Annotated in this window: 16 protein-coding genes and 1 pseudogene; 8 read left to right on the top strand and 9 right to left on the bottom strand. The window is 66.2% G+C overall.

The annotated features are described in order from the left end of the window. Window positions 1–104 precede the first annotated feature (104 nt). From CFE28_15300 to CFE28_15290, 3 genes are all read right to left on the bottom strand, one after another. Window positions 105–494, bottom strand: a complete 390-nt coding sequence (locus CFE28_15300) for a hypothetical protein (GenBank protein ID OYU71236.1) — start codon at window positions 492–494, stop codon at window positions 105–107. Between the two features lie 15 nt (window positions 495–509). After that, on the bottom strand, window positions 510–2,336 hold the full coding sequence (locus CFE28_15295) for an FAD-dependent cmnm(5)s(2)U34 oxidoreductase (protein OYU71235.1): 1,827 nt from the start codon (window positions 2,334–2,336) through the stop codon (window positions 510–512). Window positions 2,337–2,419: 83 nt separating this feature from the next. Beyond that, window positions 2,420–2,746 carry a hypothetical protein gene (locus tag CFE28_15290; protein ID OYU71234.1) on the bottom strand — a complete coding sequence of 109 codons (327 nt, stop codon included), beginning with the start codon at window positions 2,744–2,746 and terminating at the stop codon, window positions 2,420–2,422. A gap of 238 nt (window positions 2,747–2,984) precedes the next feature. Between CFE28_15290 and CFE28_15285 the strand changes: the two genes are divergently transcribed. Beyond that, window positions 2,985–3,866 carry an alpha/beta hydrolase gene (locus tag CFE28_15285; protein OYU71233.1) on the top strand — a complete coding sequence of 294 codons (882 nt, stop codon included), beginning with the start codon at window positions 2,985–2,987 and terminating at the stop codon, window positions 3,864–3,866. On the opposite strand, the gene CFE28_15280 is transcribed toward CFE28_15285, so the two are convergent. Then, on the bottom strand, window positions 3,863–4,792 hold the full coding sequence (locus tag CFE28_15280; protein ID OYU71232.1) for a thioesterase: 930 nt from the start codon (window positions 4,790–4,792) through the stop codon (window positions 3,863–3,865). The genes CFE28_15285 and CFE28_15280 overlap by 4 nt on opposite strands. 137 nt (window positions 4,793–4,929) lie before the next feature. Here CFE28_15280 and CFE28_15275 point away from each other — a divergent pair, with 137 nt between their 5' ends. Then, the gene (locus tag CFE28_15275; GenBank protein ID OYU71231.1) at window positions 4,930–5,763 is read left to right on the top strand and encodes a hypothetical protein; all 834 of its coding nucleotides are present in this window, start codon (window positions 4,930–4,932) and stop codon (window positions 5,761–5,763) included. Beyond that, window positions 5,760–6,536 carry a molybdopterin-binding protein gene (locus tag CFE28_15270; protein ID OYU71230.1) on the top strand — a complete coding sequence of 259 codons (777 nt, stop codon included), beginning with the start codon at window positions 5,760–5,762 and terminating at the stop codon, window positions 6,534–6,536. The genes CFE28_15275 and CFE28_15270 overlap by 4 nt, the downstream gene beginning before the upstream one ends. Before the next feature lie 18 nt (window positions 6,537–6,554). Here CFE28_15270 and CFE28_15265 read toward each other — a convergent pair whose 3' ends face one another. Then, window positions 6,555–7,202: a hypothetical protein gene (locus CFE28_15265; protein OYU71229.1), complete on the bottom strand. Its 648-nt coding sequence runs from the start codon at window positions 7,200–7,202 to the stop codon at window positions 6,555–6,557. Window positions 7,203–7,395: 193 nt separating this feature from the next. Between CFE28_15265 and CFE28_15260 the strand changes: the two genes are divergently transcribed. Then, a complete protein-coding gene (locus CFE28_15260; protein ID OYU71228.1) occupies window positions 7,396–8,058 on the top strand; it encodes a hypothetical protein in 663 nt (220 codons plus the stop codon). Window positions 8,059–8,266: 208 nt separating this feature from the next. Here the strand turns inward: CFE28_15260 and CFE28_15255 are convergent, their stop codons facing one another. Both CFE28_15255 and CFE28_15250 read right to left on the bottom strand, forming a co-directional pair. Further along, window positions 8,267–10,057, bottom strand: a complete 1,791-nt coding sequence (locus CFE28_15255) for an oligoendopeptidase F (protein OYU71748.1) — start codon at window positions 10,055–10,057, stop codon at window positions 8,267–8,269. Between the two features lie 83 nt (window positions 10,058–10,140). Next, window positions 10,141–10,833 carry an antibiotic resistance protein MarC gene (locus CFE28_15250; GenBank protein ID OYU71227.1) on the bottom strand — a complete coding sequence of 231 codons (693 nt, stop codon included), beginning with the start codon at window positions 10,831–10,833 and terminating at the stop codon, window positions 10,141–10,143. A gap of 102 nt (window positions 10,834–10,935) precedes the next feature. On the opposite strand from CFE28_15250, the gene pyrF reads away from it, so the two are divergent. After that, a complete protein-coding gene (gene pyrF, locus CFE28_15245) occupies window positions 10,936–11,625 on the top strand; it encodes an orotidine-5'-phosphate decarboxylase (protein OYU71747.1) in 690 nt (229 codons plus the stop codon). A gap of 81 nt (window positions 11,626–11,706) precedes the next feature. Here pyrF and CFE28_15240 read toward each other — a convergent pair. Continuing rightward, window positions 11,707–11,811: pseudogene (locus tag CFE28_15240) on the bottom strand (RNA-binding protein). A gap of 1,103 nt (window positions 11,812–12,914) precedes the next feature. After that, a complete protein-coding gene (locus CFE28_15235; GenBank protein ID OYU71746.1) occupies window positions 12,915–13,106 on the bottom strand; it encodes a DUF1674 domain-containing protein in 192 nt (63 codons plus the stop codon). Between the two features lie 101 nt (window positions 13,107–13,207). On the opposite strand from CFE28_15235, the gene CFE28_15230 reads away from it, so the two are divergent. The 3 genes from CFE28_15230 to CFE28_15220 are packed head-to-tail and all read left to right on the top strand — an operon-like array spanning window position 13,208 to window position 16,934. After that, a complete protein-coding gene (locus CFE28_15230) occupies window positions 13,208–14,473 on the top strand; it encodes an rRNA methyltransferase (protein OYU71745.1) in 1,266 nt (421 codons plus the stop codon). 37 nt (window positions 14,474–14,510) lie between these two features. Next, a complete protein-coding gene (locus CFE28_15225) occupies window positions 14,511–15,176 on the top strand; it encodes a ribulose-phosphate 3-epimerase (protein OYU71226.1) in 666 nt (221 codons plus the stop codon). Window positions 15,177–15,188: 12 nt separating this feature from the next. Next, window positions 15,189–16,934, top strand: coding sequence for a heparinase (locus CFE28_15220; protein ID OYU71225.1), 1,746 nt, complete (start codon window positions 15,189–15,191; stop codon window positions 16,932–16,934). Window positions 16,935–17,073: the final 139 nt, after the last annotated feature.

The raw sequence follows: 17,073 nt of genomic DNA, 5'->3' as shown, positions 1-17,073 counted from the left end.
CGCAGCGATAAGTGGGAACCGGTTATCGCGACAAGCGTGCTCTAAGCCTTTGAATTAGAGCGCAGTTTTACCCTTTAGACGATTCCGTCTAAAGGGAACGCGCTCTAGGGCCGGCTGCGTTTGGGCAGGGCCGCGACCTCTTCCGGCGAGACCTTGGTCATCCGGTCCACCACGCAGCGCTGGGGTCCGATGGGCGTCTTGACCAGCACGGTGGCGTCCATGGCGGAGCAGACCCAGGACGAGCCACGGTTCTGCAGGGCGATCTCCCAGGCCCAGTCGACGTCCGGGCAGGGACCCATCAGATCGAGGCGATAGACCTCCTTGCGGTTGACCCGCAGATAGACCGTCTTCTCATCAGGGGCGCTGAAGTTCTGGATATTGTCAGGTCGGAAGCAGGCCCGGGGCGCCGGCTTGCTGGCGGTCTCGGCCGCTGCGACTGGCGTTGTCAGGGCCGCAGTGGCCAGCAAGGCCAGCAGGGTGCGGGAGAAGGTCATCCCAGTTTCCTCCAATTACACGACGTCAGGAATGTCAGCCCGAATATTGGTCGGAATACGACCACGCCTTTCCTCTCGCCGTCGGAACCGGTCGGGGTCGATCAGGGCGGCGGCCTCGGCTGAAAGGGGCGATGGCGCCCCGATGACCAGGGCGGCTACATGCTCGCCCATGACCGGCCCGAAGGAAAAGCCATGGGATCCCAGGCCGCACAGCAGGTAAAGCCCGTCCCTGGCTGACGGACCGGCCAGGGGCAGGCTGTCGGCGGTTGTTGCGCGCACGGCCGCCCGGTTCTGAAGTTCGCCCCGCGCCAGCCGCCCCGCCAGGTCCGGACGCGCCAGGCCAAGTGCTTCCAGATTGCGGGTCTGATCCCCGGGCCGGACGTCCTTCTGCCCATCGCCCCGGTCGTGGGTCGCGCCGAACAGCAGGCCGTCAATCGTCGGGACCAGATAGCCGCCCCAGGCCGCCGCCCCCACCGGCTCGTCGGTCTTCACCCATGTCGCCTGGCCCCGCACGGGCCGCAGATCCAGGTCAGGCGCCAGGTTCAAGCTGTCCTGCCCGCCGGCCAGGATCACGGCCTCGAACTCACCAAGGCTTTCGCCGGCGTCACCAATCAGCCGCCATCCCTTATCAACCTGCTCAAGCACCGCCACTTTCTGCTGCAGGCAAGGGGCAAGCCAGGCGGTCATTACGGCCTGCGGGCGGATGACCAGGGCGCTGGCCAGGTTCAGACCAGACAGGGCAGTCGGTTCGCCGAGCTGGTCTGAAGACTGGTCGCTGGTCAGGATTTCAAGGTCGCCGGGGGCGAAGAGGTCTGAGGCTGCAACCTTCCCAAAGCGCCCGGCGTCGCGCTCGCCCACGGCCAGCTGCAGGACACCCTGATCAATGACGGCGCCGGCGGTCTGGCGGTAAAGGTCGCGGGACCGCAGGAAGGCCTGGGTGGTCAGGCGGGCCACCGGGCCCAGGCCGGCGTCCAGGCGGGGTGTCACAAGCGCCGCTGGATTGCCCGAGGCTGCGGCGCCCGGTCCCCCGAAATCAAAGACCTGATGCCTGGCCCCAAGGGCGGTGAGGGCGCGGCTGACTGAGGCCCCGGCAATTCCCGCGCCGATGATGGCAATCCGCGGCATGGATCCGACCACCGGCCCTTCGCCGGGCATGATGGCCTCCAGCCGCTCGCGTTTCCGCCCGAAGCCCGGCCGTTTCTCCACCGCAAAGCCTGCCGCCTGCAGCCCCCGCCGCACCTGCCCCGCGACGGTGAAGGTCGCCGCAAGTCCTCCGGGCGACGTTCGGGCGGCGACAAGAGCCAGCACCTCGTCGCTCCACATGGCCGGGTTCAGGGCTGGCGAAAATCCATCGAGGAACCAGGCGTCGGCGCGGCCCAGCCAACCCTCCAGGGCCTGGGAGACCTCCATGAGGGCCAGGTCGATCGTCACGCCCAGCTCTGGCATCTCAATGCGATGTCGCCCGCTGCGGGTCCGCGGCCATTGGGCCAGTAGCTCTCCGGCCAGGTCAGACAGTTCCGGCCACCGGCTGAGGGCTCGGCGGGCCTCCTCCTGCGACATGAGATGGGCTTCAATTGAAAAGACCGAGAGCCGCCCCTGATCGGGCCGGTTTGCTCGCCAGAGGTCCAGCAGGGCCAGAATGTTCAGGCCGGTCCCGAAGCCCAGCTCCCCGACCACATAGTGCTGGCGGCCGCTCCACCCCCGGGGCAGGTCGCAGCCCTGCAGGAAAACCGTCCGCGCCTCACTCAGTCCGTCCTCGGCCGAGAAGTAGACATCCCCATAGAGGCGCGACCTCGGCTCGCCCTCTGGCGACCAGTCGAGAAGGGTGTCGTCCGCGCTCATGGCTGACCCATGGCGCCATGGGCTTCAAATGAAAAGGGCCGCCCACAAGGAGCGGCCCTTCCGGTCGTGAAGCCCTGTAAGGGCTAGTGCTTGGCCGGAGCCATGGATTCTGCAGCGGCCTTGGTGGCGTCCGCAGCCTTGGCGGTGGCGTCTGCCGCGCCGGCGACGGCGCCCGCAGCGGCTTCCGTAGCTGCAGCTGGCGCTGCGGCGGCGTCCGAGGCGGCCTTGGAGGCGTCAGCGGCGGCGTCAGCAGCGGTCTGGGCGGCGTCCGTCGCGGTGGCGGCGGCTTCGGTCGCCGTTTCGGCAGCAGCTTCAGCGGCCTTCTCGGCGGGCTTGCTGCATGCGGAGACGGACAGGGCGGCCACGGCGACGCCGGCGACCATCAGCTTGCGAAGAATAGACGTGTTCATGTGCTTGTTCCTGAAGGAAACGAAGGTGGGGCGCCGCTCCCGATCCGCCAATGGCGGGGCGCGAGGGCAGGAGGACTATGCGCCGAAGAAACGGCGGCACAAGTCACCTTTTCACGGTTTCGTGATCACTTTTTTCATCCCCGCATGGGCCCGCCTGCCGGGGCGCCGTCCTGAGTTGCAGCCCGGTCCCCTAGCCCAACTCCGTGACCTTGCTATAGCTAGGTGAGGGAGACACACGATGACGTCCACGGACAACAGCCGCCTGCGGCCCCGGTTGATCGCCATACCGCAGAGGGGCGGCGAGACCACGGCCTATGAGTTCGGGCCGGCCGATCGTCCCATCGACATCGTCTTCTCCCATGCCAACGGCTTTAACGCCCGGACCTACCGTTCCATTCTCGAACCCCTGGGCGACAGCCTGCGGGTCCTGATAGTCGACCAGAGGGGCCACGGCCTGTCGCATCTGCCCGCCGACGCCAGCCAGCCGCGGGATTCCTGGCGAGATGTGGGGGAGGACCTCACCGCCGTCATTGACGCCCTGGACCTGGAAAACGCTGTCCTGGCCGGACATTCCATGGGCGGCGCCTCGAGTCTGCTGGCCGCCGCCGCGCGGCCGGAGCGGGTGAGGGCCCTGGCCCTGTTCGATCCGGTGATCATGTCGCCGGACGTCCTGGCCGGCATGAACCGCGACAGCCTCAATGACAGCCCCCTGGCGGTCGGCGCCCGCAAGCGGCGTCCGTCATTTCCCACCAAGGCGGCGGCCGTCGAGGCCTATCGCGGACGCGGCGCCTTCCGGTCCTGGTCCGAAGCCATGCTGGTAGATTATGTAGAGGATGGCTTTGCCGACACCTCCGACGGCGATGTCGCCCTGACATGCGCCCCTGCCTGGGAGGCCTCGAACTTCACCGCCCAGGGCCATGAGCCCTATGCGGCCTTTGACCTCCTGAACATTCCGATCCGCATTCTCCGGGCGGAGAACGGCTCGACCTGCCGTCTTGAAGGACCCGAGCCCATACTGACCAGGTCCGGCAAGGTCATGGTCGAGGTGGTCCCCGGAACCAGCCACTTCCTGCCCATGGAGCGGCCCGACCTGGTGGTCGAGGTCCTGCGCAATCTCTAAAGACCGAGGCCAGGCACAGCCTTTGTGTTCATCTCGGCCATGGCTTCCGGGCTGATGTCCACGGCCTTGCGGGCGTCCAGGTCAAAGCTGATGGTCACCGCCTCGGTGCTGCCCCAGGGCTTGCCGCTAACCGGATCCACCATCCAGTGCATGACCCGGCGGATGCGGGGCGTCACTTCCGCCAGGGCTGAGCGGATCTCCACATGATCCCCGGCCCGGGGCCAATCATGGTGGACGATCCGGTATTCCAGGACAGCGCCGCCGATCCGCTTCGGGGCCTCACCGGCCGCCAGAGCGGGGCCGGGCCGGTCATTGCCGAACAGGCGCGAGACGCCGTCTGAAATCCGGCCCACCAGCATTTCCCCCCGCATCCGCCCGAAGACATCCAGCTCGGTTGCCTGGATGGTTCCAAGGCCTATGCGCTGGAGCCCAAGGGCCTCGGCCCGGGCCAGGCTGGCCATGGTGGTTACCGGCGAGAGATCGATACTGCGGGCGGCGGCATGGGCGGGAACCGGCGCTGTGATGGTTGCGGCGGCCTCCAGCACCCTCCTTGGCCAGGGGAAGGGTTTAAGGTCACCGGCTGTAACGTGGGAAACCACCGTCTGGAAGGTGGCGGCCGGCTCGCCTGACAGATGATGCAGCACGATCAGCAGGCGGGCGTCGGTCTCGCCCATCTCGATCACCGAGCCCTGGGCGGTCAGGGACATGCCGGCCCGGGCCTCCCGCAGGAAGCGCATGTGCTGCTCGCGGACCACCAGGGTCGCGCCGGCCTCGGCGGAAAAAGCCTCCGGCATGCCCAGAACCCGGGCCAGGCCCCCCAGGGCCTCCAGCGACTTGGCGACCCAGAACCTGACGTTCAGGTGGCCCATTTCGTCGCTTTCCCAGGTGTTGGCGCCCCCGCTCCAGACCTCGACCGCTTGCCCCATCACCGCACCCCCAAAATCCTGCACGGCATCGTGTAACCAATATCCATTGTCATACGAAGCGTTGATAGTGATGGTCGTCAGCCTCCGCCCTGACCGGGTAGACTGGGGCATGATCAGGAAGTTCGGGGGAGAACGGAATGGCAGACAAGAAGTCGGTCACCAAGGTGCTGACCTATCGCCACACAGTGGTGGTGCGGATCAGCCACTGGCTGAATGTCCTGGCCATATGCCTGCTGCTGATGAGCGGCCTGCAGATCTTCAACGCCCACCCCGCCCTCTATTGGGGACACAAGTCGACCTTCGAAGAGCCCTGGCTGCGCATGGGCGCGGTCACCCAGGGTGAAACCACCATAGGCGTCACCAAGATCGGCGACCTCGCCTTCAACACCACCGGCCTGTTCGGCTATTCCGGCAAGGTCGGCGCCCGCGAACCCCGGGGCTTTCCATCCTGGGCCACCCTGCCGAGCTATCGCGCCCTGGTCTATGGCCGCCACTGGCACTTCTTCTTCGCCTGGGTCTTCGTCCTGAACGGCGCCTTCTATGTGATCGGCAACCTGCTGAACGGCCATATCAAGCGCGACCTTCTGCCCACACCCGACCAGCTGACCCGCAAACACCTGTGGCACGAGATCATCGACCATGCCCGCCTGCGCTTCCCCAAGGGGGAGGAGGCGCGGCGCTATAACGTCATCCAGAAGTTCACCTATCTGGCGGTGATCTTCGGGGTCCTGCCCCTGATGATCCTCACCGGCCTGACCATGTCGCCGGCGGTCAACGCCTGGCAGCCCTGGCTGGTGGAGGTGTTCGGCGGCCGCCAGTCGGCCCGGACGCTTCACTTCATCTGCGCAGGCCTGATCGTCCTCTTCATCGTGATCCACGTCGCCCTGGTGTTCGTGGTGGGCTTTTTCAACAGCATGAGATCCATGATTACCGGCCGCTACGCCATCGAAGTCGAAGGAGACGCCGCATGACCGAAGTCCTCCACCGCCGCGGCTGGATCAAGGGCGTCGCCGCCAGCATGGCCGGCCTCTGGCTCGCCGCCTGCGACAAAATCAATGACAGCCCCGGCGTCCAGAAGACCCTGCTCAAAGCCGAAGGTCTGAACCGCCGGGTCCACAGGGCCCTGATCGACCGCAAGGCCCTGGCCAGGGAATTCACGGCTGCGGACATTTCGAAGGACTTCAAGGCCAATGGCTCGATCAGTCCCGGAGACAAGGCCTATCGCGAGCATCTCACGGCGGGCTTTGCCGACTACCGGCTGAAGATTGACGGCCTGGTGGACCACCCCATGGAGCTGACCCTGGCTGAAATCCGCGCCCTGCCGTCCCGCTCCCAGATCACCCGGCACGACTGCGTGGAGGGCTGGTCCTCCATCGGCAAGTGGACCGGCGCCCGCCTGGGTCCCCTGCTGGACAAGGTCGGCCTGCAGAGGGAGGCCCGCTATCTGGTCTTCCACTGCTTCGACACCCTGGGCGAAGCCATGGACGGGTCAAACCAGTACTATGAGAGCATTGACCTGATCGACGCCTACCATCCCCAGACCATACTGGCCTACCGGATGAATGACGCCGTCCTGCCCGTCGCCCACGGAGCCCCCCTGCGCCTGCGGGTCGAGCGCCAGCTGGGCTACAAGCAGGCCAAGTACATCGCGCGGATCGAGGCTGTGTCGGACTTCAAGTCCATCGGCGGCGGCAATGGCGGCTTCTGGGAAGACCGCGGCTATGAGTGGTACGCCGGGATCTGACCGTCAAACCCCGGCCTGTCAGGAGTCCCTGAATTCCACCTTGGTCGGCGCCTTGGCCAGGGTGACGCTCACTGCCCCCTTGGCCAGCTTGACGTCGTAATAGGGATTGCCCTTTGCCACGGGCAGGGGCGCTTCCTTGCCGTCGGCATAGCGCAGGGTTCCTGATCCCGCGCCGACAAAGCTGACGCCGGTCAGCTTGGGGGCGGCGAAACTCAGCACGCCTGCCACTGCGGAAATTCCCTTGCCCGCCTGGGCGACGGACAGTTCCAGATCCCTGGCCGTGATCTGCTGGCTCAAGGGCAGCAGGGGCACGACCTCCAGGGCGACGCCCATCTTGGTTCCGGGGGGCACGTCCATCTTCAGGGTGGCGGTCTTCAGCTGGGCCAGGGTCGGCAGGGTCCGGGCGCGACCGTCAGGCCCCAGCAGGATCGGCGTGTGGCGGCCGTCCGCCTCGATGATGTCGCCCTTCAAACCTGCTGCAGGCTTGCCATCCATCCGGAACTGATAGTTCAGGGTGAACCGGTTCCGCTCGGCCGGCGGCAGGGCCAGGTACTTGTCCAGATAACCGAACACCTTGTTGAGCGGCACTGGCGGCTTGGTCTCTGCCTGGGCCAGCTGCGGCAGGGCGGCCAGGGCCAGACCCAGCAAGAGGTGACGACGATCCATGGGGCGCTCCGGGTGTGTGCTCGAAGCCTAGCGACCTAGTGGGAATGTGTGGCGTTAATTCGGCGTCATATCAGCGCTTCAAACGCGTCCAATCCGGCGCGGGTGCCGCCAAATACGATTGATTATGCCCATGGAAACAAGGCGAAACTTGCAGGCGTTGCTATCATAAGAGATTCGCGGCCATGATTGCCAAATGGACCTTACTGACCCGTCATGGTGGATAACGAATTTTTCAGCGGAGTGGGCAGTCGTTGCTGGTGCCCCCGCGCTCTTTCTGCTTGCCATCTTCATCGTTGGCGTTCCGGGGTTCGTAGTGCTGCGTGCGCACTACCGAGAACGAATTGAAACGCTGTCCGCGTCAGTAGCCCAGAAGCAAGGCGTCATTGACGACTATAAGGACAAGCTTGGAGGAGGTTCCCCTGGCGATATCTCTAGTCTTGTCGCGGACCTGAGAGGCTCGGTGGCTGAAATTCAGCGCATCGTGAACGCCCCGCAGCGGCGCTTAAATGGTCCCGCGAAGACTTTGTTCGTGGAGCGACTTAGAAGCGCGGAAAGCCTCCGCAGCTTTCGCGTCATAGTCGGGTATGCGCCAGACCGAGAATCGACACGATACGCATCAAGTTTGGGAGCCGCGCTCGAAGAGGCGGGCATAAACTGGAGGCTTGAGGTGGGGCGGCACGATGAGGGGGAGGTTGGGCTTTTCCTATATCTTCCCTCATCTGGCGAACGATCACCGCAGGCTGCTTCCTTGGCTGAAGCACTCGCCGCCGCTGGCATACCGTTCACCGAGACAGCAGATCAGGCAAATCCCCCCGGGTCTCCATGTTATCTCCACGTTGCGCCCGAGTACGCCTAGTCTTCCACTCTCAGGGCGGTAACGCCCATCGCGATGAGACTCTGTATCAAAAACGCCCTGGTGCATCCGCCGTGGGTGATCTTGTTCCGCAAATTGGCCTCTTTCTCGCTGATTTCGAGCGCGGCCACCTTGTCGATCAGACGGTGGGTGTCTCATGCGAACATTGCCCCGGCAGTGGCCAGTCAGCCCGATTTGGAGCTCGATGAAATCATATCAGCGCTTCAAACGCGTCCACCCGGCGCTCCAGCTGCTTCATCCCCGCCGCCCAGAAGGCCTTTTCCCGGGGATTGAGACCAAAGGGCTTGAGGGCTTCCACATAGGTGCGGGTGCCGCCGGCGGCCAGCAGGTCCTCATAGAGCGGGGCGAAGGCGTCGGGGTTTTCCTGGCGAGCCTCCATCAGGCCGCGGACCAGCAGGTCGCCGAAGGCGTAGGCATAGACATAGAAGGGGGCGTGGGCGAAGTGGCTGACATAGGCCCAGTAGTGCTCGTATCCGGCGTTCAGCTTGACCGCCGGGCCCAGGCTCTCGCCCATGACCTCCAGCCACAGGGCGCTGATGTCGGCAGGGGCCAGTTCACCCTCCAGCCGGGCGGCGTGGAAGCGGGTCTCGAACCGGTGGAAGGCGATCTGCCGGACCACGGTGTTCAGGCCATCCTCGATCTGGCCAGCCAGCAGGCCCAGGCGCTCTTCCTTTGAAGCGCCCGCCAGCAGGCGTTCAAAGACCAGGCCCTCGCCGAAGATGGAGGCGGTCTCGGCCAGGGTCAGGGGGGTGTCGGCCAGCAGGGTGCCCAGGGGCGCGCACAGGGTCTGGTGGACGGCGTGGCCCAGCTCGTGGGCCAGGGTCAGGACGTCCCGGCGCTCGCCCATATAGTTCATGAAGACATAGGGGTGGCGGTCGGAATTCACCGGATGGGAATAGGCGCCCGACTGCTTGCCGGCCCGGGGGCGGGCGTCGATCCACGGATTGGCGAAGAAGGTCCGGGCCGTGTCGGCGAATTTGAGCGCCAGGTCAGCAAAGCTGTCCAGCACCATGGTCTGGGCCTCGCCCCAGCTGTAGGTCCGGGGCTGACCGGTCTCGAGCGGCGCATTGCGGTCCCAGTAGTCCAGGGTCTTGCGGCCCATCACCTTCGCCTTGAGGGCGTAATAGCGGTGGCTGACGCTTGGATAGGCCTCGACCACGGCGGCCTCCAGGGCCTCGACGGCGTCGGCGTCCACTTCATTGGCCAGGTGCCGGGCCGCAGCGGGGCTGGCATAGCGCCGCCAGCGGTCCTCCACCTGCTTTTCGAAGGCCAGGGTGTTGAGGGACAGGGCCAGGACCGATGTCCGGGCCTCAAGGGCTCTGGCCAGACCCTGGGCGGCCTGCTTGCGGCGCTCGGCGCTGGGGTCGGACAGGCGGTTCAGGGCCTCGGGCAGGGTCAGGTCTTCCCGGCCCACCCGGGCGGAAAGTTTGGCCAGGGTCTCGTCGAACAGCCGGGTCCAGTTGGCGACGCCGGGGCCGCGATCGATCAGCAGGCGCTCAAGGTCCGGGGACAGCTCGTGGGGCCGCGACAGGCGCACCCGGCGCATCCAGGGCCGCCAGCGGGCGGCCGGCGCGTGGGCCTTGAAGGCCTGCTCCAGCTCATTGTCGTCCAGCTGGTTGAGCTCGAGGGTGAAGAACAGGCTCTCGGCGGCGATCTGGGCCGAGCGGGTCCGCAGGTCAGCCTCGAACTTGGCCCATGCCGGATCGTCCCGGGCGGTCGATGAGGCCAGGGACGCAAAGGCGCCGACACTCCAGAGGCCGTTGGTGGCCTTTTCGTAGAGGCCGATCCCGTGGTCCAGCATTTCGCCCAGATGCAGGGGATCGGCGCGCATGGCCAGGAACCGGCCCTTGAGTTTGACCAGCTCGTCATTAGCCGATCTGGCGGCGACCAGGTCGGCTTCGATCCTGGGATCGTTCCGGTCGGAATAGAGGTCGTCCAGGCGCCACTCGGGCAGGGTCTCAAAGGTCGTAGGAGCGTTCATGCCCCGCATCTAGCGGATGCCGCCCCTGACCGCCAACCTCCCGGCGCCCATTTTCTGGCCAGCGCCTACTTTCCCGCCAGCGCCTACTTTCCCGACTGATAGGGCGCTGAGGCGTTCTTCAGGATGACGTCGTGGGTGGAGTCGGCGATCCCCGACAGGATGAACTGCACGGCCATGGCGCAAAGGATCAGGCCGAGAATTCGGACAATGACCGTCAGGCCGATCTTGCCCATCAGCTTGGAGATCAGCGGGCTCGCCCAGAAGGACAGCATGGTGGAGATTGCAACGGCGACGAAGACGCCCAGGCCGATGAAGGTTCCGGTCAGCCCATAGGCCTTGGCTTCACTGGCGTAGATGATCACGGTTGAGATGGCGCCAGGCCCGATCAGCAGGGGCATGGTGAAGGGCACGATCATCCGCTCGAATCGCTTGCGGGCGCCGGCCCGGCCGTGGAGGGGGACGCCGTCATCCTCAAGGGCGAAGGTGGCGGAGAAGTCATCCCGGGCCATTTCCAGACCCAGCAGGAAGAGGATGATCCCCCCGGCGATCCGGAAGGCCGGCAGGGAAATGCCGAAGAAGGCCAGAAGGCTGAGACCCGTGAAATAGAAGAAGGTCAGGAAGAGCAGGACGACGACGGCCACATAGACCGCAATCAGCCGGGCATCCTTGTTGCGCACGCCGCTGGTCGCCGCGGCGAAAAGGGGCACATTGCCGATCGGATCGATCAGGGCGAACAGGGCGACGAAGAAGTTGACCGCAAAGTTTTCGGGGCTCATGGGAGGTCCTTAGCCTAATTTGAAACCGGCGCCGACCTTCAGCGAAGGACCGTGCGCGTTTGTCGGGAGACGCCCATGACCCTGGTCGCTGCAGAACTGCGCCTGAAGGCCGATCCCCGCCTCATCGTCCCCCTGGACTTCCCGACTGTGGACGAGGCCCGCCAGGTGGTCGACCTGCTGGGTGATTCAATCAGCTTCTACAAGGTCGGCCTTGAACTTTTCGCGACAGGGGGCATGGACCTGGCCCGCGACCTGAAAGCCCAGGGCAAGCAGGTCTTCCTCGACTGGAAGCTCCACGACATCGGCGCCACCGTCCAGAAGGCCGCTGCGGTCCTGGCCGATACCGGCGGCGACTTCCTGACTGTTCACGGAGAGCCCCAGGTCATGGAGGCCGCCGTGCGCGGCAAGGGTCGTTCCAGCCTCAAGATCCTGGCGGTGACCGTGCTGACCAGCCTGTCGGACAAGGACCTGATCGAGATGGGCTTTTCCGAGAGCCCCCGCTCCCTGGTGGAGCGCCGGATCCATCAGGCCCTGGCGGCCGGTTGTGACGGCGTCATCGCCAGTCCACAGGAAGCGGCCATGGCCCGGGCCATCGGCGGCAAGGATTTTCTGGTCGTCACACCGGGGGTTCGTCCGGACTGGGCGGCAAAGAATGATCAGGCCCGGGTGGCCACACCTGCCGAGGCCCTGGCCTCTGGCGCTTCGCACATTGTCTGCGGCCGGCCGATCACGGCCGCCAACGATCCAAAGGTCGCCGCTCAAAGGATCATAACGGAAATGGCCGGAGCATAGCTCCGGCCATCCATAGTCCGAGGTGATTCAGGTTTAGGGCTAGTGGCCGCCGCCGTGGCCGCCGCCGCCGCAGGAACTGCACCCGCCGCCGCCGCCGTGACCACCGCCGTGGCCGCCACCCTTGCCGCCGCCATGGCCGCCATAACCACCGTGACCGCCGCCATAGCCGCCGCGTCCGCCGATATTGATGCTCACATTGGAGCTGGATGACGCATAGGCGTGGGAAGACGCATAGGCGTTTCCGCCACCGCCGCCGCCGATGACGACCATGCCGCCACCGCCGCCGCCGACATAACCGTCAGGAATTGGGCCGACGCCGCCTTCGGAATACATGAAGCCCTGGCCCAGGGTGATTTCCCCGGAAGACCGGGTGCTCACGGCGTCACAGGCGCCGCAGCCAGTATTGCAGCGCGGGGCGCCATAGTGCTGTTCAGCGCCGCCATAGCTGCGGACATGGAAGGCCGGTCCGCTGGCGCCGCAGCCATAGTCGCGGGGCTGCTGGACCGGCGGGGCATAGCGGTCCTGGGGCTGATTGCAGCAGCCGTATCCGCCGCCATTGTAGTAGCGGGTATCGTCCACATAGGACTGGACCGCATAGCCGCCGCGATAGACCGACTGGTTGTCATAGTCCGCGCCGTAATAGACGACCGGCGCCGGGGCGGCGTAGCGGTCCTCGTAATAGCCCTGATAGGCCGAGCCATAGGTGCTGTAGGTCCGGTTGGACATGGTGCGGCCGTAGGCGCTCTCATCATAATAGCCCCGACGGTCTCCGCCACTGCAGCAGGACGGCGGAGGAGGGGGAGGAGGGGCGCAGCAAGGCGCAGGCTCAATATAGACCGGCGGCGGCGGGGGTGGGGCCACGCAGCAGGCCGAGGGCGCCACATAGGTCGGCTCAGGATAGGCCGGGCTCATATATGAAGGGCGGCCATAGGATGACTGTCCCGCATAGGCCGCGCCGGACGACTGATAGCTGCTGTAGCCATTGTCATAGGCGTAATAGTCATCGGCGGAGCGCACGGGGACCGGCACGTAGCGTGCGCCGCCGCGATCCGAGATGGCGTTCCAGCCCGGGCCTGCGCCGGCAAGGTCGCTGTTCTGGTAGGGCGCCATGGACCCGGCCATGGCCATCGAGGCGGTCAAAGCCGCTGCAAGTCCGAGGGACCCGCGAATAATCCAACCCATAATTTCCGCCTCCTAACGTGGAAGCCGGGAAACTATGCACAAAATACCGCAGGGGCGAACGCTTGCGCCTAATGGGCGAGGGGCGCTCGCCCAATCAGGCGTAAGGCTCAGAAGTCGACGGCGATGCCCTTGCGCTCCCAGTCCCCGTATCGGGTCGGCTCAAGGCCAGACGGTCCGCCGTTTTCTGCATCCCGCTCGATCTTCTCGGCAGCCTCCCGACGAGCCTGGGCTTCGGCCAGGGCCCGCTGGGCTTCGGGAGTCAGGACCTTGCGGGGAATGTCATCGTCACGATCACGCATGGCTTCAGAATAGGGGAGTTCCAGCGGTTTCGCCAGCATGGCCCTTGCATTCGGCGTCCTGAGCGGGCACCCCCACCGCCGTGACCGAAAACCCTGAAGACATAGCCGGCCTGCCCGCGCGCCGGGCCGCCCTCGATCTGCTGACCGCCGCCCTTGCGCGCCGGGCCGGCATTGAGGAAGCGACCTCCACCCCCGGCTTCGCCAACCTGTCCCCCCGCGATCGCGGCTTCGCTCATGCCCTGGTGCTGGCCACCCTGCGACATCTGGGGCCTATCGACCGGGCGCTGGAAAGCAAGCTCAAGAAGCCGCCCCCTGACAGGGTCCTGAACATACTGCGTCTGGGCATGGCCCAGGCCTTTGTCCTGAACGCCCCGGCCTATGCCGCCGTGAGCGCCAGTGTGGATCTGGTGGGCGACTCCGGCGCGACCCGGAATTTCAAGGGCCTGGTCAATGCCGTCCTGCGCGGATTCACCCGTGAGCCGCCGGATTTCACCGATCCCGAAGCCTTTGCCCCACCCTGGCTGTTTACGCGCTGGCAGGCCGCCTATGGCCGCGAGTCCGCCCTGGCCATGTCCAGGGAAATCGCCGCCGAACCCGCCACCGACCTGACGCCAAGGGACCCCCTTGCCCAGCCCGAGCTTGAGCTTGAGGCAGAAGTTCTGTCAGGCGGGACCTGGCGCACAGCCCTGCGCGGCGATGTTTCAGCCTGGCCGGGTTTTGCCGAGGGCGCCTGGTGGGTCCAGGACGCCAGCGCCGCTGCGCCTGTCCGCCTGCTTGATCTTCGGATCGGTCAGACCGCCCTGGACCTCTGCGCAGCCCCGGGGGGCAAGACCCTGCAGATGGCCGCTGCAGGCGCCCAGGTGGTCGCCGTCGACCGCTCGGCTGCACGCCTCAAGCGGGTTCAGGCCAATCTGGAGCGCATGGGATTGAAGGCCGAAGTGGTCGCCGCCGACGCGGCCCAATGGACTGACAGCCGGCAGTTTGATGCGGTTCTGCTGGACGCCCCCTGCAGTGCGACGGGCACCTATCGCCGCAATCCTGATGTGCTGTGGGCTGCACGCCCGGGGGATATCGCCGCCCTGGCCGAGGTCCAGGCCCGGATGCTGGATTCCGCCGCCAAGCGCGTGAAGTCCGGCGGCCTGCTGGTCTATTGCGTCTGCTCCCTGGAGCCGGAGGAGGGTGAGGCCCAGGCCGCCGCCTTCCTCAAGCGGACCCCCGGAATGACCCGGGCGCCCATGAGTGCCGGAGAGGGCGGGGCTCCGGCGGCAAGCCTCCTGGCCAGCGGCGATCTGCGCATACTGCCGCATCACCGACCCGGCGGGACCGACGGCTTCTTCGCCGCCCGCTTCCGCAAGACCGCGGAATAGGGTTGGCGCGACGCAGGGCCGGGGTTAAGTCGGGAATATGACCTCCAGGCCGCCCATCATCTCGCCCTCGCTTCTTGCTGCAGATTTCGCGCGTCTCGGGGAAGAGGCCCGGGCGGTCGAGGCGGCGGGCGCTGACTGGCTGCACATTGATGTCATGGACGGGCACTTCGTCCCCAACATCACCATCGGGCCAGACGTGGTGAAGGCGCTGAAGCCCCATGTCGGCATCCCCTTTGATGTCCACCTGATGATCGCTCCGGTCGATCCCTATCTCGAGGCTTTCGCCGCCGCCGGCGCTGACATCATCAGCGTGCACCCCGAAAGCGGTCCCCACCTGAACCGGACCCTCAAGCGCATCCGCGAACTGGGCGCCAAGGCCGGCGTGGTCTTCAATCCGTCAACCTCTCCCAATGTCATCGAGTGGATGATGGAGGATGTGGACCTGATCCTCGTCATGTCGATCAACCCCGGCTTTGGCGGGCAGAGCTTCATGCCGTCACAGCTGGAAAAGATCCGTCGGCTTCGACAGATGATCGACGCCACCGGCCGGGACATTCCCCTTGAGGTGGACGGCGGCGTCACCCCGGTGACGGCCAGACAGTGCGTCGAGGCTGGAGCTACAGCCCTGGTGGCCGGAACAGCAGTCTTCCGCGGCGGACCCTCTGCCTACGCCGCCAACATCGCCGCCCTGAAGGGCGATTAAGGGGAAGGCAGGATGGCGGGGGGGCGTCTTGCACTGACCCAGCTTCCTGGCGTGACCTACGCCCTGGCCCTTACCCATGCCCTCAGAGGATGGTTCCGGCGCGATGGGGCCCTGTCCCTGCTAAATCGCTGGCTGATCGCCCGGCCTGCGCCAAGGGGCGTTACGGACCTGGTTCCTGTCGATCCCCGCCCCGCCAACCTTGTCCACGGACGCGCAATTCTCTCTGGCCGCTTTGAACTGGGCGGCTCGGTGCTGGACACCGGAACCCTGGGAGACCCCTGGGACCGTCCCAGCCCGTCCATGGCCTTCGCCAGGGCGCTGCACCGGATGGAATGGTTGCCCGACCTGCTGTCTGCGGGTCCGGAGGCCCGGGCCGAAGCCCTTCGGCTTGTCCTGGACTGGGCCAGGGTCTTCGGGAAGTGGAACGCCTTCTCCTGGGGCGAGGCGGTCCTCAGTCGCCGGGTCTACGCCCTGTCCTGCGCCCTGCCGGAGGTCCTGCTCAAAGCCGCTCCAGCCGAGAAAGCCCAGATCCTCTTCGACTTTGCACGGCAGGCGCGATATCTGGCTTCCAGCATGCACAAGCCCCAGCGGGCGGCGGAACAGGCCATTGCTGTCGCCCTGGCGGGATGCGTTCTGTCGGGCAAGGTCGGCGCTGGCCTGCTGCGCAAGGGTCTGCGCCGTCTGAGCCCGGCGCTGGCGGCGACGATTGAACCTTCTGGTGGTCATGCGACCCGCAGTCCCCAGGCCGCTCTGGAATTGATGTTCGACCTGCAGACCCTGGCGGGCGCCCTTCATCAGCGGGGGCAGCCACCACCGGCGGCCATGATCCGCGCCATGGAGGATCTTCATCAGACCCTTCAGTTCTTTATGCTGAAGGATGGTCGGCTGCCCGAAATGCAGGGGGGCGAAGCGTGCCGGCAGGCCTATGTCGCCGCCGCAGAAATCGAGCCTCCAGGGTCGGACCTGCCCTCGGGCCGCAATGGATATCAGCGACTGGATGGCCGTGGTCTGCAGATCATGGTCGATGCAGCGCCGCCTGCGGAGGGAGCCTGGAGCCTGGGGGCCTGCGCCCAGCCTCTTGGCCTTGATGTCCTGGCGCACAGTCGTCGCCTGATCGTCGCCTGTGGCTGGTCGCCAGACGCCCTTGGCCCGCAGGCCCTGCGTCTGGTGGACGCCGGCTCAACCCTCTCGGTCGGTGACGGCGCCTGCGGCGCCCCGCTCAGCGGGTTTCCGGCCGAGATTCTCGGGTCACGGCTGGACAGCGCCTATCGGGAGGTCGATGTGCGCCGTCACGAGGCTGAAGGCGGGATCTGGCTGGACCTGCATCACGACGGCTGGGCCCGCCGATATCATCTGCGGCACGAGCGGCGTCTGTTCCTGGACATAGAGGCCGATGAGCTGCGCGGCGAGGATCGCCTGACCCCCCTGGGCGACAACGCCGCCGCCCAGGCCAGCCGTCGCTTTGTGCCCTTCACCCTGCGGTTCCATCTGCATCCGACGGTCCGGGCCAGTCTGGCCAGGGATGGCCGCAGCGTCGTCCTGCAGGCCGCAGACGCCCCGGTGGGATGGCGCCTGCGGTCAGATGCCCAGGATATCTCGGTAGAGGCTTCGGTCTATTTTGAAGGCCTGCGGGCGCGGCGCAGTCAGCAGGTTGTCCTGAAGGGGCAGGCGCGCCTCGACGCCGGGGCCAGGGTCCGTTGGAAGCTGGCTTCAGATGTCCCTGCCGCGCCGCGGATGGAGCCCCTGTCAGAGGCCTGAAGTCGCAGTCTGCGGCTGATAGGCGGTTCCCTCGATCCGTAACTTGCTCTAGAGGCTCATCGACCGCGTGTGACTGGCGATGAAGGTGGGCGACCACCGGGGAGCAGGCGGGCCATAGACGCCGCTCGCCTGGGCACTT

It is taken from the genome of Alphaproteobacteria bacterium PA2 (genome assembly GCA_002256425.1).
Classification (GTDB): Bacteria; Pseudomonadota; Alphaproteobacteria; order Caulobacterales; family Caulobacteraceae; genus Phenylobacterium.
Note: the sequence above shows the minus strand (reverse complement) of the source record. Positions and strands in the feature narration are given on the sequence as shown.

What these genes read in the sequence shown, in the direction of transcription:
- CFE28_15225 (OYU71226.1), top strand. Translation starts at nt 14,511, where the DNA reads ATGACCTCCAGGCCGCCCATCATCTCGCCCTCGCTTCTTGCTGCAGAT.
- CFE28_15290 (OYU71234.1), bottom strand. Translation starts at nt 2,746, where the DNA reads ATGAACACGTCTATTCTTCGCAAGCTGATGGTCGCCGGCGTCGCCGTG.
- CFE28_15285 (OYU71233.1), top strand. Translation starts at nt 2,985, where the DNA reads ATGACGTCCACGGACAACAGCCGCCTGCGGCCCCGGTTGATCGCCATA.
- CFE28_15270 (OYU71230.1), top strand. Translation starts at nt 5,760, where the DNA reads ATGACCGAAGTCCTCCACCGCCGCGGCTGGATCAAGGGCGTCGCCGCC.
- CFE28_15280 (OYU71232.1), bottom strand. Translation starts at nt 4,792, where the DNA reads ATGGGGCAAGCGGTCGAGGTCTGGAGCGGGGGCGCCAACACCTGGGAA.
- CFE28_15255 (OYU71748.1), bottom strand. Translation starts at nt 10,057, where the DNA reads ATGAACGCTCCTACGACCTTTGAGACCCTGCCCGAGTGGCGCCTGGAC.
- CFE28_15260 (OYU71228.1), top strand. Translation starts at nt 7,396, where the DNA reads ATGGACCTTACTGACCCGTCATGGTGGATAACGAATTTTTCAGCGGAG.
- CFE28_15295 (OYU71235.1), bottom strand. Translation starts at nt 2,336, where the DNA reads ATGAGCGCGGACGACACCCTTCTCGACTGGTCGCCAGAGGGCGAGCCG.
- CFE28_15235 (OYU71746.1), bottom strand. Translation starts at nt 13,106, where the DNA reads ATGCGTGATCGTGACGATGACATTCCCCGCAAGGTCCTGACTCCCGAA.
- CFE28_15275 (OYU71231.1), top strand. Translation starts at nt 4,930, where the DNA reads ATGGCAGACAAGAAGTCGGTCACCAAGGTGCTGACCTATCGCCACACA.
- CFE28_15220 (OYU71225.1), top strand. Translation starts at nt 15,189, where the DNA reads ATGGCGGGGGGGCGTCTTGCACTGACCCAGCTTCCTGGCGTGACCTAC.
- CFE28_15250 (OYU71227.1), bottom strand. Translation starts at nt 10,833, where the DNA reads ATGAGCCCCGAAAACTTTGCGGTCAACTTCTTCGTCGCCCTGTTCGCC.
- CFE28_15300 (OYU71236.1), bottom strand. Translation starts at nt 494, where the DNA reads ATGACCTTCTCCCGCACCCTGCTGGCCTTGCTGGCCACTGCGGCCCTG.
- CFE28_15265 (OYU71229.1), bottom strand. Translation starts at nt 7,202, where the DNA reads ATGGATCGTCGTCACCTCTTGCTGGGTCTGGCCCTGGCCGCCCTGCCG.